Source organism: Xanthomonas sp. NCPPB 4037, assembly GCF_041475695.2.
Lineage (GTDB): Bacteria > Pseudomonadota > Gammaproteobacteria > Xanthomonadales > Xanthomonadaceae > Xanthomonas > Xanthomonas campestris.
In genome coordinates, this window is the sequence record NZ_CM191261.1 from 1,995,847 (window position 1) to 2,011,584 (window position 15,738).

Below are 15,738 nucleotides of genomic sequence, written 5' to 3' on the forward strand. Positions count from 1 at the left end.
ACGGTGGTGCAGGGCCGTGGCGTGTTTCAGCCGACCAGCACGCTGGCCAGCTGGCGCACTGGTCGCGCCGCCGCCATCAACGGTTCGGTGCGATGCGCGTGCTCGGAGGAGATCAAGCTGTCCCAGCGCTGCTCCAGCGCTTGCCACGCCTGCGCATACGCCACATCGCCCATCGCGGTGCGCGCCTGCTGCAGGTCCACTTCGGTGTGCAACAGATTGCGCACGCTGCGGTAGAACTCCGAGTCGTAGGCGCCGCGGAACATCATTGCCAGGTCGTCGCTGTCCTGCCAATGCGTCTTGCCACCCAGCTGGTTTTTCACTTCCTCGTAGAACTTGGTGCCGGGCAGCGGATACGACACGCTGACACCGATGAGATCCGGTGCGGCCTCGCGCACCAAGGCGCGGGTGGCCAGGATGTCGGCGAGTTCTTCGCCCAGATAACCCAACTGGATGAAAAAGCCCACGCGGATCCCGCGCGCACCCAGGCGGCGGCGTGCGGCGATGACATCGGCCACCTGTGTGCCCTTGGTCATCTTGTCGAGGATGCGCTGGCTCCCGCTTTCCGCGCCCAACCACGCCTCGGCGCAACCGGCACGTGCCAGGGCGGTGGCCATGCGGTCGCTGGCAAGATCGGCGCGCGTCTGGATCATGAAGGGGATCGCACCATCGGCATCGCTGAGCTGCTCGGCGAAGGTTTCCACCCAGTCGATATGGAAACCGAAGATGTCATCGGCCATCCAGATGTGATCGGGCCCAAATGTGCGCTTGAGGTGGATCATCTCTGCGGCCACGTCTTCGGCGCTGCGGCGCTTGTAGTGGTTGCCCCAGATCGGCTTGGCGCACCAGTTGCAGCGGAACGGGCAGCCGCGCGAGGCGGCCATGTTGAGGCTGAAATAGCCGTGGCGTTGTTGCCAGAAGGTGCGATAACGCGGGATGTCCACCAGGTCCCAAGCGGGCAAGCCGCTCAGCCGCGCATCCGGCGGCTGCGCGCCCACATGTTCGCGAGCGGCGGCCGGATGTGCGGTGGCGATGCGTGCCACGCCGTCCAGCCAGGTGTCGGGCGCGCACTGCGGGTTCGCGTCCAACCGCGCCACCAGTTCCAGCAACGGCGCGATACCTTCGCCGATCAACACTGCATCGGCACCTGCGGCCAGAAATACGTCCGGGTTGTCGGAGGCATCGGAACCGGCCACCAGCACGCGGCAGCCCTGTGCGCGCGCGGCGGCAATCATCGTGCAGGCCGCCTCGCGCATGCGGCTCAGGCACATCTTGGTGAGGAAGTTGAAGTTGTCTTCGTAGAACACCACCAGGTCCGGCTGCGCTGCCTGCAGCGCGCCGGGGTAGTTCTGCGCGTCGTCGGCAAGCATGGCATCGAACAGGCTCAAACGATGGCCGTGTTCGCGCAGCAAGGCGGCCACCTGCAACGTGGCCAGCGGCGGATAGGGCTTGCCGCGTTCCCATTGTTTGGGGTCGTAACGCAGGAAGTACGAATGGCTGACCTGGATCTTTAGCATCTGCGCAAGGTTCTCGTTCTGTCGCCAGGTGGGCGCAGCAGCGGCGCGCGCAAGACACCGGCATTCGGCTCGGCAGTAGGTGCGCATGCAAGCCACTTTGGTTGTGCCGATGCACGAGCCGTGCGCTGCGCGCCGTTCATGCGCGCGGCTGGCAATGCACGCAACCTTTCAGCGGCCGAGCCGCACACACCGGCTGAACTTGTGCACGGATGAAACGGCATGCCGCAGTCGGCCGCAGTGGCGGAATTGGCGCCAATCAGCGCGTTGCGGGCGGAGCGCGCGCACGCTGCAATGCCGGCCCCGCTGGATCCGTTTGACGAGCAACGGCCACGCCGGCATGGCGTGCGCAAACAGGTGCTCGGCGCCTTGTTCCATTTCGAAAGCGACAGCCCGGCGCTGCTTGCGCTGGTCGAGGCCGCGTATGCCGGGCTGCCTGCGCATCGCTTCGCTGGCGCGCCGCAGTTCCATATCACCCTGGATGTGGTGGCGCGTGCGTCGCGCCTGCCGGTGGCCGAGCCGCCGCCGGTTCGCACGCATGCCGCTGCCGGTCTGCTGTGCGGGGTGATGGACGAGTGCAACTACCTGATGGTGTCGGTGGCCGAGCGGCGCGCCATGGTGGTGGTGTCGGACGACATGCTGATGCATGCCTATCACCTGCGCTACGAGTTGATCGAATTCGCAGTATTCCTGCTGGCAGCGCGTGGCATGTCGCTGGTGCCGCTGCACGGCGCCTGCGTTGGCTGGCAGGGACGTGGTGCGCTGTTGCTCGGGGCCAGTGGCGCCGGCAAGTCGACCCTGGCCTTGCACAGTCTGTTGCGTGGGCTACAGTTCGTGGCCGAAGACGGTGTCTTTGTGGAGCCGCACCATCTGGTTGCAACCGGCGTGGCCAACTTCCTGCATCTGCGGCCCGCATCGCTGGGCCTGCTGGATGCATCCACCCGCGCCTGGATCAGTGCGGCGCCCACCATCCGGCGGCGCAGCGGGGTGGAAAAGTTCGAGGTCGATCTGCGCGATAGCCGCGCGGTGCTCGCGCCGGCCCCGCTGCCGTTGGCAGCGGTGGTGTTGCTGAGCGATATGCCGGCCACCGATCCGGCCCACCTGCTGACGCCGATGGCGCACGAGGAGATCGCTGCGTGCCTGGCGGCGGATCAGCCATATGCGGCCGGCCAGCCCGGCTGGTCGCATTTCATCGCGCAGGTGCAGCAGCGTGGCGTGTACCGCATGCAACGCGGCGCGCATCCGGATGCCGCAGTGGATGCGCTGCTGCAACTGCTGCACCGCGCCGCATCCTCACTGCCGGGCGCGTGAGCGCATGGCGCACGACGTGAGCCCATGACGAGCGCTGAAATGGACGCCGCCACATCGCGTGCATCGGTCCGCGTGGTGGTGCGCAGCTTTGCCGCCACGCTGGTGCGTGCCGATCGCAGCCGCATTGCGCTCTACGTGCTGTTGTCGCTCGCCGCCGCCTTGGCGGGCAGCGCGGTGGCCGTGTGCCTGGTGCCGCTGGTGCAGCCCGGCCAGGGCCTGCGCGTGGCCGGGCAGGTACTGGCCCTGCCCGGCGGCCTGCCATTGCAGGCGAGCCTGTTCGTCCTGGTAAGCCTGCTGTTTGCCGTGTTGCGCTGGCAGAGCGCGCGGTTGGCGGCCCGCTTGACCAGCCGCTATGCGATCGGCCTGCGCCAGCGCGTGCATGCCTCCTTGCTCGAGGCGCCATTGCCGGCCTTGGCCGATGCCAGCTCAGCGGAAATCGCCAACGTGCTGACCTACAACATCGAGATCGCCACGCAGGGGTTCAGTGCGGTGCTGCAGTTGCTGGTGGCCGGCATCACCGCAGTGGTGAGTGTGTGTCTGGCGCTGTTGATCGTGCCGGGTCTGGCTGCCGCCGCGCCGGTGTTGCTGGTGCTGGCCTGGTGCGGGCTGCGGGCTTCGGGCAGTGCGCAGCAGGCCCGCATCAGTCGCGACTACGTGGCCGACATGACTCGGCTGTTCTGGCTCAGCGAGGACTTCCCGCGGCGGCTGCGCCACGTGCGCTCGTTCCAGCGCGAGGATGTCGAAACCGGTCACTACACACGCATTTCCGATCGTCTGGGGCAGGGCTACGCGCAGCAGCAGGCATTGGTGGCCAACAGCCGCCTGCTGCTGGAGCTCACCGCAGTGGCCGCCATCGCCGGCATTCTGGTGGTGGCCAACCTGTGGCAGGGCGCCGATCGCGCCGCGTTGATCACCGTCAGCCTGTTGCTGGGCCGCTTGCTGCCGTATCTGGTCTCTACCCGGCAAAGCGTGCAGCAGTTGCGTTCGGCGTGGCCGGCCTTGCAACTGTGGCGCCGCTACGTGGCGCTTGCCGCCTCGCGCAGTGAATCGACACGCGCGGATGCTTCGACATTGCCGGCGCCGGTGCAGATCGATCGCGTCACGCTGCTGCAGCCACTGTCCGCGCTGCAGATTCCCAGCTTGGCGCTGGTGCCCGGTCAGATCACCCTGGTGGTGGGGCCATCGGGCATCGGCAAGAGCAGCCTGATGGATGTGTTGTCGGGCCAGACCGCGCCGTTGCACCTGCAGGCACGCATGGCGGGCCGCATGCTCGGGTTTTCCGAGTACCGCGCACTGATCCGCCACAGTGCGTATGTGGGGCAGGGCGTACGGCCATGGCAGCGATGCGTGCGCGATTGCCTGGAGTGGGCGCTGCCCGGCGCGTCGGAGGCATACATGTGGGCGGCGCTTGCCGATGTCGGCCTGGGTGCGCGGCTGCAACGCGATCCGCTCGGACTGGATGCGCCGATCAATGGCAGTGATGGCCGGCTCTCCGGCGGTGAACTGCAACGGCTGTTGCTGGCACAAGTGTTGTTGCGCGCCCCAGCGCTGGCCTTGCTGGACGAAGCGACCAGCGCACTGGATGCGCAGTCCGAGCAACAGGTGCTGTGCATGTTGCGCCAGCGGTTACCGCAGACCGCGTTGGTGGTGGTCTCGCATCGCACCAGCCTGGCCAGCATCGCCGACCACACAGTGCCCCTGGGTGCTGCGGCAACTACCCCCGCTGACGCCGTGCCGTAGCGCAGCGGCCTGCATCAACCATCAACGCACGACACGCGTGCGACTCCGCACGGCTTCACGCGGCGATCTCTTCCAGCGCACGATTGCGCGTGCGTGGGCCGAACGCAGCAATCACGCTGGCCACGATCGTCATGCTGATCACGATGGAGGCCAGCACGCCGTGGCTGCCGGTCTGCGCCAGCAGCCAGCCGATCAACACGCTGCTGCCGGCCGTAGACAACCGGCTGAAGGAATAGCAAAAGCCCACCGCACGTGCGCGCAGTGCCGTGGGGAACAGTTCGGCCTGGTAGCCGTGGTAGGCAAAGCTCATCCACGCATTGCAGAAGGCAATCATCGCCCCGCAGGCAATCATGCCCAGCGGCGCGTGCTGTAGCGCGAACAGCACGCCAAATACCACTGCGCCCAGCGCCGATGCACTGATCTGCCATTTGTTTTCCCAGCGATGCGCAACACGCAGCAGCAACAGCGGCGCCAACGGGTAAGCGAGCGAAATCGCAAACGCATACGCCAGGCTCTTGGTCACCCCGGCGCCTTGCGCGTTGATGAGCGCAGGCAGCCAGTTGCCGAAACCGAAGAAGCCGATCGCCTGGAAGATCTGGAACACCACCAGCATGCCGATACGCCCGCGGTAGGGCGGCCGCCACAATGCCGACAAGCGGTTGTCGGGTGCGGCAACCCGTTGCACCGGTTCCGGCGGCGGCAATGCGTGGCCAAGATCGCGGCTGCAAGAGGCCTCGAGCTGCGCCATCACCGCCTCGGCCTCGGCATGCCGCCCTTGCGCCGCCAGCCAGCGTGCGGACTCCGGCAGCCGGCTGCGCAGCCACCAGATCGCCAGCGCAAACACACCGCTCAGCAACACCACCCAGCGCCAGCCGCTGACACCCAGCGGCGCGTGCGGCACCAGCAGCCAGGCGGTCAGCGCCACGCTGGGCACCGCCAGGAACTGCAGGAAAAACGCGAATGCAAACGCGGCTCCGCGCATGTGACGCGGTACTAGTTCGGACAGGTAGGTATCGATAGTCACCAGTTCGATGCCCAGCCCGATCCCCACCACAAAGCGCAGCACGATCACTGCGGTGGCAGTGCTTTGCAGGCCCATGGCCACCGTGGCGGCGGTGTACCAGACCAACGCCACGGTAAACACCAGGCGGCGGCCGAAGCGATCGGCAAAGGGGCTGAGCAGGGCGGCCCCGACGAACAGGCCAAGAAAGGTCGCCGCGGCAAACGCGGCTTGATCGGACATGCCGAAGGCGCCGTCGTTGCCGCTGGCAAAGATGCCGTCGCGAATGAGCCCCGGGCTGATGTAGGCGGTCTGGAACAGGTCGTACAACTCGAAGAAACCGCCCAGCGCCAGCAGCCCGACCAGCCGCCACAGCGTGGCGCTGGCGGGCAGGCGGTCGATGCGCGCGGCGATCTGCGCACTGCTCGCCGTCGCGGCAGCGGAGGTGGAAGAAGACGTCATTGCAGGCGCCAAGGGGCAGGGCGCCTGAGCATAGCCAGGCCAGCTGCGGCAGTGCGCAGTGCGGCTTCGCCACCTGCGCTGCGTGTTCGCAAGGGGGTGTGTGCTCGCCTGACATGCCCGCTGGCGGAGGGCTGCAGCGCGGCTTTGCGTGATTTCACCACTGCGAAATGCACGCGCTATGCCGTGCCCCACATGCGCACGTATGCCTTGCGGCTGCCGTTCGCTGGCCATCAATCCGCTCAAGCAAGCCCGACCATTCCCGCGACACCAGACGCTTCGCTGCCGTCTGCCCGAAAGCCACAGACGCGCCCACCGGTGTTCACCTGCTGGGACGCTGTAATCCCCCAGCCAGCCCTTGTATCGCTGGCAATGTGCGCAGCGCAGCCCCATCTCTGTCCCATCATTCTTCCCGGAGTCATCCAATGACGCCCATTTCCGTGCTGGACCTGGCACCGGTCTGCGAAGGCAGCGACACCACCCACGCCTTCGCCAACATGCTCGATCTCGCGCAGCACGCCGAACGCTGGGGCTACCAGCGCTACTGGCTTGCCGAGCACCACAACATGCCGGGCATCGCCAGCGCCGCCACGGCGGTCTTGATTGGCCATGTCGCCGGCGGCACCAAGACCATCCGCGTGGGCGCCGGCGGCATCATGCTGCCCAACCACGCCCCGCTGCAGGTGGCCGAGCAGTTCGGCACGCTGGCCTCGCTGTATCCGCAGCGGATCGACCTGGGCCTGGGCCGCGCGCCCGGCACCGACCAGCCCACTGCCCGCGCCCTGCGCCGGTACTTCGACAGTGCCGACCAATTCCCGCAGGACGTGGCCGAACTGCTGCGCTATTTCGCGCCGGCCGTGCCAGGCCAGTTGGTGCAGGCCGTGCCCGGTGCGGGCCTGGACGTGCCGGTGTGGCTGCTCGGCTCCAGCCTGTTCAGTGCGCGGCTGGCCGCGGCGATGGGGCTGTCGTTTGCCTTCGCCTCGCACTTCGCACCCGATGCAATGGATGAAGCAGTGGCAATTTACCGCCGCGAGTTCCGGCCCTCCGCGCAGCTGTCCAAGCCGTACGTGATGCTGGCGCTGAATGTGGTGGCCGCCGAAACGCACGCGCAGGCACGCAAGTTGTTCACTACCCAGCAGCAGAGCTTCGTCAACCTGCGTCGTGGCCGGCCAGGCAAGATTCCGCCGCCGGTGGACGACATCGAAACGTTCTGGCAGCCGCATGAAAAAGCCGGCGTGGAGCGTGCATTGGCCTGCACCGTGCTCGGCGATGCAGATCAGGTGGCCCAGGGCGTTGCCGCCTTCATCGAACGGCACGCACCGGACGAGCTGTTGTTCACCGCCAATATCTACGAACACGCCGCGCGTCTGCGCTCGTTCGAGATCGCTGCGGCGGCCTGCCGCGAGCTGGACGTGACCACCGCGTGATTCACGTTGCTTTGCGCGCCGATCCGCTCAGATGCAGCCACATCTATTGGGAGTGACTGCATGCAGATCCAGGAACGCGGCGAGAGCATCAAGCAATTGGCGGAATTGATCCGCGGGGTGAACGTGGCAATGTTCACCACCGTGTCGGCCGACGGCCGGCTGGTCAGTCGGCCGCTCGGCACGCAGGAAGTGGAGTTCGATGGCGACCTGTGGTTCGCCACCGCCGCCGACAGCCCGAAGGTGGCCGAAATCGCCGCCGACCCGCGCGTCAATGTCGCCTATGCCTCGGCATCGAAGAACAGCTACGTCTCGGTGGCCGGCACTGCGCGGGTGATCGATGACCGCGCCAAGATCGAGCAACTGTGGTCGCCTGCAATGAAGGTGTTCTTCCCCGGCGGAAAGGACGACCCGAACCTGCGCCTGATCCACGTGCGCGCCGAATCGGCCGAGTATTGGGACGGCCCCGGCGGGCTGCTCGGCAAGGCGCTGTACTTCGTGATGACTGCAGTGACCGACGATCCGGGCAGCCTGTCGGACAACCGCGTCGTGGACCTCAAGTAAACCGGGCGATGCACGTGCCTGCCGTCTGCGCTCAGCGCCAGGCGGCAGGCCACCAGCCACGGATCAGGTCCACCAATTGGTCGGAGGTCACGCCAAAGGCGGCCACCGACAGCAACGCCGCGCCCCAGCCAACCAGCAGCAAGGCGCCATCGCGTTCGAGCAATGCCAGCGCGAACAGCAGCAGGATCAGCCCGAAGATGTAGTTGGTAAATGGGATCGGCAGGGTCAGCAGAATGCCGACCAGCACCAGCAGCAATCCGGTGAATACCTGCGCTGGACGGCGATCGACTAAACCGTGCAGGCGCGGCTTGAGCAGCCGGTCCAGGCGTCGCAGTGTCGGCGCCAGCCGCGTCATGAAGCGTTGGCCGGTACTGCGGCGCGGCCCGCGTTCGCCAATGAAGCGCGGCACCCAGGGCTTGCGCAGGCAGCACATCATCTGCACGCCAATGAGCACCGTCAGCGGGCCGCTGATGCCCCCGGCTACGCCCGGAATCGGGATAAAAGAGGGCAGGATCGCCAGGAACAGAAACACGCCGAACGCGCTCTGCTGCAGGTCGGCCAGGATCTCGCGCACGCGCAACACCTGCTGCGGTTCGCCGTCGCTGAAGGCAGCCAGCAGGCTGCGGATGCCTTCGTTGCGGTAGCGCATCTGCTCGCTGTCTTCCGCCGCATCGGGCGGCGGCGCGGCATCACCCGACGATGTCATCGCTGTCCTCGTCGCCAACGCGGCGCAACAGCAGTTTGTCCACGCGCGCACCGTCCAGGTCGACGATCTCGATGCGCCAGCCGGCCCAGTCGAAGAATTCGCCGGCCTGCGGAATGCGGCCGAAGTAGTAGATGCACAGGCCCGCGAGCGTGTGGTAATCGCCCTCATCGGCTTCCGGCAGCTCGGCGCCCAGCACTTCGCGCAGTTCTTCCACCGGCAGCGAGCCATCGATCAGCAGCGAGCCGTCTGCGCGCGTGACCACCAGGGCATCGTCGTCGGTGTTTTCCACCGCCTGCAGGCGGCCGACCACGGCGCCCATCAGGTCGCTGATGGTGACCAGCCCGCGGATCTCGCCGTATTCGTCTACCACCAGCGCCATCGACTGCTGTTCTTCGCGGAAGATTTCCAGCAGCTTCATCGCATGCGTGGATTCGGAGACGAACAAGGTGTCGCGCAGGTTCTGGAACAAGTGCGCGCCGTGGCCATCCATGCGCGTCACCAGCGATTTGACTTCCAGCACGCCGGCAATGTCCTGGTCGCTGCCGCGGTACACCGGGTAGCGCGAGAACTCGTGTTCGCGCATCACATGCAGATTGCGTTCGGGTTCGGCGTTGGCATCCAGCCAGGCGATGCGGTTGCGTGGCGTCATCAGGCTGTCGGCGGTGCGGTCGCCCAGGCGCATCACCCGGTTCATCATGTCGCGCTCGTGCGCATCGATCACGCCGGCTTCGTGGCTTTCGGCCACCAGCATGCGGATCTCTTCTTCGCTGACAGACGCCGATTCGTCCTTGCCCATGCCCAACATGCGCAGCACCAGCCGGGTGGAGCGCGCCAGCACCCACACGCCGGGCGCGGCGATCTTCGCCAGCCAGGCCATCGGCACGGCCACCACGCCGGCAATGTCTTCGGAATTGCGCAGGGCCAGGCGCTTGGGCACCAGCTCGCCGAAGATCAGCGTCAGGAAGGTGATCAGCGCCACCGCCAGGGTCTTGCCGATCACCGGCGCGTACGGGTCCAGCGCCGGCACGATGCCCTGCAGCCAGGTGCCGATGGCGATGCCGATCGCCTCGCCGCCGAATACGCCGGTCAGGATGCCGATCAGGGTGATGCCGATCTGGACCGTGGACAGGAAGTTTTCCGGGCTCTCGGCCAGGGCCAGCGCCCGCGCGGCGCGCTTGCTCGAGCCTGCCATCTGCTTCAGGCGGCTCTTGCGAGACGTCATCAGCGACATCTCCGACATGGCGAAGAAGCCGTTCAACAGAATCAAAGCAATGACGATCAGGAACTCAACCACGGGCGCATTCCCCGGTCAGTGAAGGGGAGGGCGGGGTGATACGCAGGTCGCCGGCGGCCTCAAGGGCGGAGCGGCAACAGGGGGGGCTAGGGTCGTCTTCCATAGGATGCGCCCGAAGGCGCGGTGGCATGTTAGCAAATCACAGGGTGGTTCGAGCCGGGAAATGCCCATGTGAAGGGGCTGCGCAGCACCGATATACCCAGACAGGTCATGGAACGGTCATAATTCGCCCTTGGTGCCGTCTCTCCCTCGACGGCAGGAAGTCCTCCACCCATGTTCTCGTTGCAGACCATCTTCGGTTCCGGCAAGCAGTTCTACGCGCTTCTGAACGAAGCGGCCGAGGCCGCCTACGACAGCACCAAGGCCTTGCACGCCATGATGCGCGAGTCCGACCGGCAACCCGCGTTGGACGCTTTCAAGCTGGCCCGCCTGCGCGAACGCGCTGCCTCCGACAAGATCGGCCAGGCGCTGGTGGACAGCTTCATGACCCCGATCGAGCGCGAAGACATCGAAGCGCTGGGCTCGGCGTTGTACAAGATTCCCAAGCAGGTCGAGAAGTTCGCCGACCGTTATTCGCTGGCCACCCAGCACCTGGAACACATCGATTTCGCCCCGCGTGCCTCGATGCTGGAGCAGGCCGCCGCGGTGGTGGTGGAAATGGTCACCGACCTGCCGCGCATGAACATCGACCGCATGACCGCGCTCAACGACAAGCTGCGCATGCTGGAAAACGAAGCCGACCGCCTGATGCTCGAGCTGTACCGCGACATCTATTCCGGCCGCCTGGACACCCTGCAGATGTTCCTGCTCAAGGAGTTCTTCGAGATCCTGGAAAAGGCCATCGACCGTTGCCGCGAGGCCGGTGTGGTGGTGTACCAGATCGTGCTGAAGAACAGCTGAGGTCGCCGCGTGCTTACCCTTGTTCTGGTGGTGATCCTGGCGGCGCTGGTGTTCGAATTCATCAACGGCTTCCACGACACCGCCAACTCCATTGCCACCGTGGTGGCCACCAAGGTGCTCTCGCCCGGCTGGGCGGTGATGCTGGCGGCCGGCATGAACCTCATCGGCGCGCTCACCGGCACCGCCGTGGCGCTCACCATCGCCTCGGGCCTGCTCAACACCAACGTGGTGGATGTCACCCCGCAGGTGATCCTGTGCGCGCTGCTGGGCGGCATCATCTGGAACCTGATCACCTGGTGGAAGGGGCTGCCGTCGTCGTCCTCGCACGCCTTGATCGGTGGGCTGTGCGGTGCCGGCCTGGCCGCCGCCCACAACAACTGGGATGCGCTGATCTGGTCGGAAAACATCGGCAACTGGGCCAAGAACAAGGGCCTGTTGTGGAAAGTGTTCGTGCCGATGATCACCTCGCCGATCGCCGGCTTCCTGCTCGGCATCGTGGTGATGTTGCTGCTGTGGGCGCTGATCGCCGGCATGGCCAAGCTGGGCGGGCCGATCGGCCGGCTGGCGCGTCCGCGCTGGGTCAACGCGTTCTTCGGCAAGGCGCAGATCGCCTCGGCGGCCTACATGGGCTACGCGCACGGCCATAACGATGCGCAAAAGACCATGGGCATCATCGCGATGACCCTGATCGGCGCGCAGTCGGCCGGTGCACTGGACGATCTGCCGAGCTGGCTGTCGTTTCTGCATCCGGGCACCGGGCTGGCCGCAGGTGCCGGCATTCCGATGTGGATCGTGCTGACCTGCGCAGTGGTGATGGCTGCCGGCACCGCTTCGGGCGGCTGGAAGATCATCAAGACGCTCGGCCACAAGATGGTCAAGTTGCACCCCATCCACGGCTTTGCCGCAGAAACCAGCTCGGCCACCGTACTCACCGTGGCCGCGCACTTCGGCATGCCGGTGTCCACTACGCACAGCATTTCCACCGCGATCATGGGCGTGGGCTTTGCCAAGAATCCGCGCTCGCTGCGGCTGGGCGTGATCGAACGCATCGTCTGGGCCTGGATCCTCACCATTCCGGCTGCCGGTGGCGTGGCGTATCTGATCCTGCGCGGGTTCGAACTGTTCGGCTGGACCTGAGGTCTGTCGCGCAGCGGTCATCTGCATCGTCGACGATGCGCCGCCCCCCGCGCGGCAATGTCCGACGCTTGGGCGGATGCGGTCAGTAGTCCACGCATGAGGCATGCTGGCCGGGGGATGATGCGACACATGCGCCGCTGTCAGGCATCACGCGCCTGCGTTGCGCGACGCAAACGCCTGAAGTCCCGCTCTTGGCTGACGGAGACGCAAGATGATGCTGTCGCTGGTCTGTGTGCTGTTCGGCTTTGCCTGGCTGATCGATCGGCTGGGCATGCGGCGCTTCTCGCGCCTGCTCGGCGCGCTGAGCCTGCTGCTGGTGCTGGCCGTGGGCTGCGGCCCGCTGCCGTCGTGGATGCTGCGCGACCTGCAACGCACCGGCGCCAATGATTTCACTGACTGGGGCGCGCGGAACGCCATCGTGCTGCTTGGCGCGGGCACGGTGCGCTCCGACCGTACCGATGCGCCGGCCGAAGCGAACGTGTTCGCCTATGGCCGCATCGTCGAGGCGGCGCGCCTGTACCGCGCCTGCGCCGCCACCGGCAACGACTGCAAGATCGAGATCAGCGGCGGCGATGCGCGCGGGCTCGGGCTGAGCGAGGCAGTGGTGTACCGGCGGGTGTTGCTGGGTCTGGGCGTGGAGGCCGGCGACCTGATTCTGGAGCCGGCCAGCATGACCACCTGGCAGAACGCGCAGTTCAGCCAGCCGCTGCTGCGCGCGTACCGGCCGCAGCGCATCGTCTTGGTGTCCTCGGCCACGCATCTGCATCGCGCCGAGCTGTATTTCCTGCACTTCGGCATGCGCACCACGCCGGTCCGTTCGGACTGGTTGCGCGCCTCGTGGTCGCTGCTGCCGCAGAGCTACAACTTCACCCTAGCCGATGTGGCGCTGCACGAATACCTGGGCATCGCGCGTTACCGTGTCTACGAATGGCTGGGCTGGAACGTGGAGGCCACGCTGCCCGGTGCGCTGTGATCGCTGCAATGCATTGCGCACTGCCGGCGACTGCTGCCGCCGGCAGGACCAACCTCAGCGTGTCTCGTACATCGCCTTGACGTCGCTGCGGAACGCGGCCTGGCTGTCGGCGCGGTTGTAGAACATGTGGCCGCCGGGGTACTCGCGCACCTGCACGCGCTTCGGGTCGCTGCCCATCGCCGGCATCTGGTCCACGGTGAGTACCGAGCCCATGAACGGGCAGGAGAGGTCGTTCCAGCCGTGCGCGATCAGCACGCGCAACTTCGGGTCGATCGCCACCGCCTGGCGCAATTGCGTCACCGCGCCCTTGCGCAGCTCATCGTCCCAGTCCCAGAGCTTGTTGACGTCGTAATTGAGTGCCTGGTAGCGCGCATCGATCTTCCAGCCCACCACGCGGGTCACGAAGTCCACCATCGCGGTGGTGGTGGGCGCGATGATGCTGTCCAGCAGTGGGTCGTTGGCGCGTTGCTCGGGGTCGTTGGGGAACGGGTCGAACGCGGTTACGTTGGAATCGTAACGGCTGCCCAACTCGCCTTTATCGCGGAAGACTTCGCGCAGATACGCCTGGGTTTCCAGGCGCCCGCCGGAGCGCCGCACATAAGCCGGATCCAGCCCGGTCATGCGCGTGACCTGCTGCAGCATCGCCTCGCTGGCCTGCGGGTCGGTGCGTCCTTTCATCAGAGCCACCGCGTAGTCGCCGCGCGTGTAGTCGATGACCTGGCGCATTGCCGCATCGGTGAGCTGGCGCTGGCGTTCCAGGTGCGCGGCGGCGATGGAGGGCAGCGTCATCATCCAGGCCAGCGGTGACACATCGCTGTTGTCGTCCAGGGTCGGGTTGAGGTACGGCGACACCAGCACCACGCCATTCATCGCCACGCCCAGGCGGGTCTGCAGGTAGTGGGTGATGCGTGGGCCGCGGAAGCCGCCGTAGCTTTCGCCCACCAGGTATTTGCGTGCCTGGAGGCGGCGATTCTTGAGCAACCAGTCGTAGACCACGCGCGAAAGATATTCGACGTCGACCTGCGGGTTGTAGAACTGCTTCTTGGCTTCGTCGTCACTGATTAAAGAGCGGCTGAAGCCGGTGCCGATCGGGTCGATGAACACCAGGTCGGTGAAGTCCAGCCAGGTGCCGGGATTGTCGCGCAGCGCGGCCGGTGCCGAGGCGCTGTTGCCTTCGGCGCCAAACGCCACTACCTTCGGGCCGATCGCGCCCATGTTGAGATACACCGATGAAGCACCCGGGCCGCCATTCAACGCAAAGGTGACCGGGCGGTCCTTGCCGTCGACGGTGTAGGCGGTGAAGACCACTTCGCCGGTGGTCTTGCCCTGCGCATCGCGGACCGGCAGGGTGCCGACGGTGGCGGTGTAGCTCAGTGAGCGCCCGGCCACGCGGGTGCTCTGGCGAACGCTGGCATCGGCAGGCAACGGCACCGGTTTGGCAGCGGGTGCATCGGCGGCGGGGTCGGTCTTTTTGTCTGCTGGCGCGGCCGCCAGGGCCGGCCCGCCCAACAGAAGAAGCGTCAGCACGCTGGCGCGCAGGAAAGAAGGCATGGTGGTCAACAGCGATGGGGGAGCGACGATCCTAGGCGCCTGCGATCGCTGTTGGATGTGCCCAAAGGCATGGCAGGACGCGCTGACCGAAGCGGCGCGGCTGGTTATGATGGCGCGCCGCAGGCACTGGTTGAAGACGAACGTGCATTGCCGTGTTGCCCAATTCCTTGCAGCTGCCACGCTGTTGGTGGCCGGCTGCGCCTCGCCGCCGCCGGTGCGGCATGCCAGCGATCCGGATGCGTTATGGCGCATCGTCACCACGCACTGCCTGCAGGCCGGGCCGGTGCCGGACGATTGCGCCGCGGTGTGGCCTGATCCGCAGCGGCAGGCGGTGGTACTGAAGGACAACCACGGGCGCTTCCAATACCTGCTGGTGCCCAGCGTGCGTGTCAGCGGGATCGAAGATCCCTCGCTATTGCGGGCCGATGCGCCGAACTATTTCGCCAGCGCATGGTCGGCGCGCAGCTTCGTTGCATCCGCGCTGGCGCAGCCGTTGCCGCGCGCCTATGTGAGCCTGGCGCTCAACTCGCCGCATGGGCGCTCGCAGGAACAGCTGCACATCCACATCGATTGCCTGCGCCCGGACGTCTACGCCGCCCTGCAGCGAGAGCACGCGCAGATCGGCCCGCAATGGCGTGCGTTGGCCGAACCCTTGCTGGGCCATGTGTATCTGGCCAGGACGCTGCCGGGCGATACGCTCAACGACGATCCGATTCGCCTGCTCGCCAGCGCCATTCCTGCCGATGCGAGCCTGCGCGATTACTCGCTGGTGGTGGCAGGCGCGCAGTTGGACGACGGGCAGCCGGGCTTCGTGTTGCTGGCGACGCGGCAGGATGCGGCCACCGGCAATCGGGCCAGTGGCGAAGAATTGCAGGACCACGCCTGTGGCCTGGTCACCGGCGCACACGAGGTGTTGCCGGGTGTGCGCTGAGTGATGCGTGAGCGCGTGGCTCGCGATGCGTGCTGAAGCGATTGCTGCTGCGCGCTGTTTGATGACGCGCGCATCGGGATCAAGTGAAGCGTCAGGTGTTTGAACGTTCTACACGCGCATGCGCCGCCGTTACACGCTGCTGAAATTCGAGCTTCACTCGGCCCGCGCATGCGGTGCGGTCATTCCAGAACACGCTTACCTCCGCGCGAAGAGATGCCTTCTCGCCGCTGCAACGAG

Annotated in this window: 13 protein-coding genes; 8 read left to right on the plus strand and 5 right to left on the minus strand. The window is 66.4% G+C overall.

Going from position 1 to position 15,738, the window contains the following annotated elements:
• Positions 1 to 26 precede the first annotated feature (26 nt).
• Positions 27 to 1,514, minus strand: a complete 1,488-nt coding sequence (locus ACCQ01_RS09010; protein WP_228432474.1) for a B12-binding domain-containing radical SAM protein — start codon at positions 1,512 to 1,514, stop codon at positions 27 to 29.
• A 219-nt stretch (positions 1,515 to 1,733) separates the two neighbouring features.
• On the opposite strand from ACCQ01_RS09010, the gene ACCQ01_RS09015 reads away from it, so the two are divergent.
• The gene (locus ACCQ01_RS09015; protein ID WP_228432472.1) at positions 1,734 to 2,822 is read left to right on the plus strand and encodes an HPr kinase/phosphatase C-terminal domain-containing protein; all 1,089 of its coding nucleotides are present in this window, start codon (positions 1,734 to 1,736) and stop codon (positions 2,820 to 2,822) included.
• 39 nt (positions 2,823 to 2,861) lie between these two features.
• Complete coding sequence (locus ACCQ01_RS09020) at positions 2,862 to 4,562, plus strand: ATP-binding cassette domain-containing protein (protein ID WP_228432470.1); 1,701 nt, start codon at positions 2,862 to 2,864, stop codon at positions 4,560 to 4,562.
• A gap of 55 nt (positions 4,563 to 4,617) precedes the next feature.
• Here ACCQ01_RS09020 and ACCQ01_RS09025 read toward each other — a convergent pair whose 3' ends face one another.
• Entirely contained in the window at positions 4,618 to 6,024 is a 1,407-nt protein-coding gene (locus ACCQ01_RS09025; RefSeq protein ID WP_228432468.1) for an MFS transporter, read from the minus strand.
• A 422-nt stretch (positions 6,025 to 6,446) separates the two neighbouring features.
• Here ACCQ01_RS09025 and ACCQ01_RS09030 point away from each other — a divergent pair, with 422 nt between their 5' ends.
• Together ACCQ01_RS09030 and ACCQ01_RS09035 are read left to right on the plus strand one after the other, a co-directional pair.
• Positions 6,447 to 7,448 carry an LLM class flavin-dependent oxidoreductase gene (locus tag ACCQ01_RS09030; protein WP_115530203.1) on the plus strand — a complete coding sequence of 334 codons (1,002 nt, stop codon included), beginning with the start codon at positions 6,447 to 6,449 and terminating at the stop codon, positions 7,446 to 7,448.
• Between the two features lie 60 nt (positions 7,449 to 7,508).
• On the plus strand, positions 7,509 to 8,009 hold the full coding sequence (locus tag ACCQ01_RS09035) for a pyridoxamine 5'-phosphate oxidase family protein (protein WP_011036864.1): 501 nt from the start codon (positions 7,509 to 7,511) through the stop codon (positions 8,007 to 8,009).
• Between the two features lie 31 nt (positions 8,010 to 8,040).
• Here ACCQ01_RS09035 and ACCQ01_RS09040 read toward each other — a convergent pair whose 3' ends face one another.
• Together ACCQ01_RS09040 and ACCQ01_RS09045 are read right to left on the minus strand one after the other, a co-directional pair.
• The gene (locus ACCQ01_RS09040) at positions 8,041 to 8,715 is read right to left on the minus strand and encodes an exopolysaccharide biosynthesis protein (protein ID WP_228432466.1); all 675 of its coding nucleotides are present in this window, start codon (positions 8,713 to 8,715) and stop codon (positions 8,041 to 8,043) included.
• Complete coding sequence (locus tag ACCQ01_RS09045) at positions 8,699 to 10,009, minus strand: hemolysin family protein (protein ID WP_014507468.1); 1,311 nt, start codon at positions 10,007 to 10,009, stop codon at positions 8,699 to 8,701. Before ACCQ01_RS09045 ends, ACCQ01_RS09040 begins: the two co-directional genes overlap by 17 nt.
• A gap of 273 nt (positions 10,010 to 10,282) precedes the next feature.
• On the opposite strand from ACCQ01_RS09045, the gene ACCQ01_RS09050 reads away from it, so the two are divergent.
• From ACCQ01_RS09050 to ACCQ01_RS09060, 3 genes are all read left to right on the plus strand, one after another.
• Positions 10,283 to 10,909: a DUF47 domain-containing protein gene (locus ACCQ01_RS09050; RefSeq protein ID WP_011036867.1), complete on the plus strand. Its 627-nt coding sequence runs from the start codon at positions 10,283 to 10,285 to the stop codon at positions 10,907 to 10,909.
• 9 nt (positions 10,910 to 10,918) lie between these two features.
• Positions 10,919 to 12,046, plus strand: a complete 1,128-nt coding sequence (locus tag ACCQ01_RS09055) for an inorganic phosphate transporter (protein WP_011036868.1) — start codon at positions 10,919 to 10,921, stop codon at positions 12,044 to 12,046.
• Between the two features lie 211 nt (positions 12,047 to 12,257).
• Positions 12,258 to 13,019, plus strand: a complete 762-nt coding sequence (locus ACCQ01_RS09060) for a YdcF family protein (RefSeq protein ID WP_228432464.1) — start codon at positions 12,258 to 12,260, stop codon at positions 13,017 to 13,019.
• A gap of 54 nt (positions 13,020 to 13,073) precedes the next feature.
• On the opposite strand, the gene ACCQ01_RS09065 is transcribed toward ACCQ01_RS09060, so the two are convergent.
• Complete coding sequence (locus tag ACCQ01_RS09065; RefSeq protein ID WP_228432462.1) at positions 13,074 to 14,570, minus strand: S10 family peptidase; 1,497 nt, start codon at positions 14,568 to 14,570, stop codon at positions 13,074 to 13,076.
• Between the two features lie 142 nt (positions 14,571 to 14,712).
• Here ACCQ01_RS09065 and ACCQ01_RS09070 point away from each other — a divergent pair, with 142 nt between their 5' ends.
• Positions 14,713 to 15,501, plus strand: a complete 789-nt coding sequence (locus ACCQ01_RS09070) for a CDP-diacylglycerol diphosphatase (protein ID WP_228432549.1) — start codon at positions 14,713 to 14,715, stop codon at positions 15,499 to 15,501.
• The last annotated feature ends 237 nt before the right edge of the window (positions 15,502 to 15,738 follow it).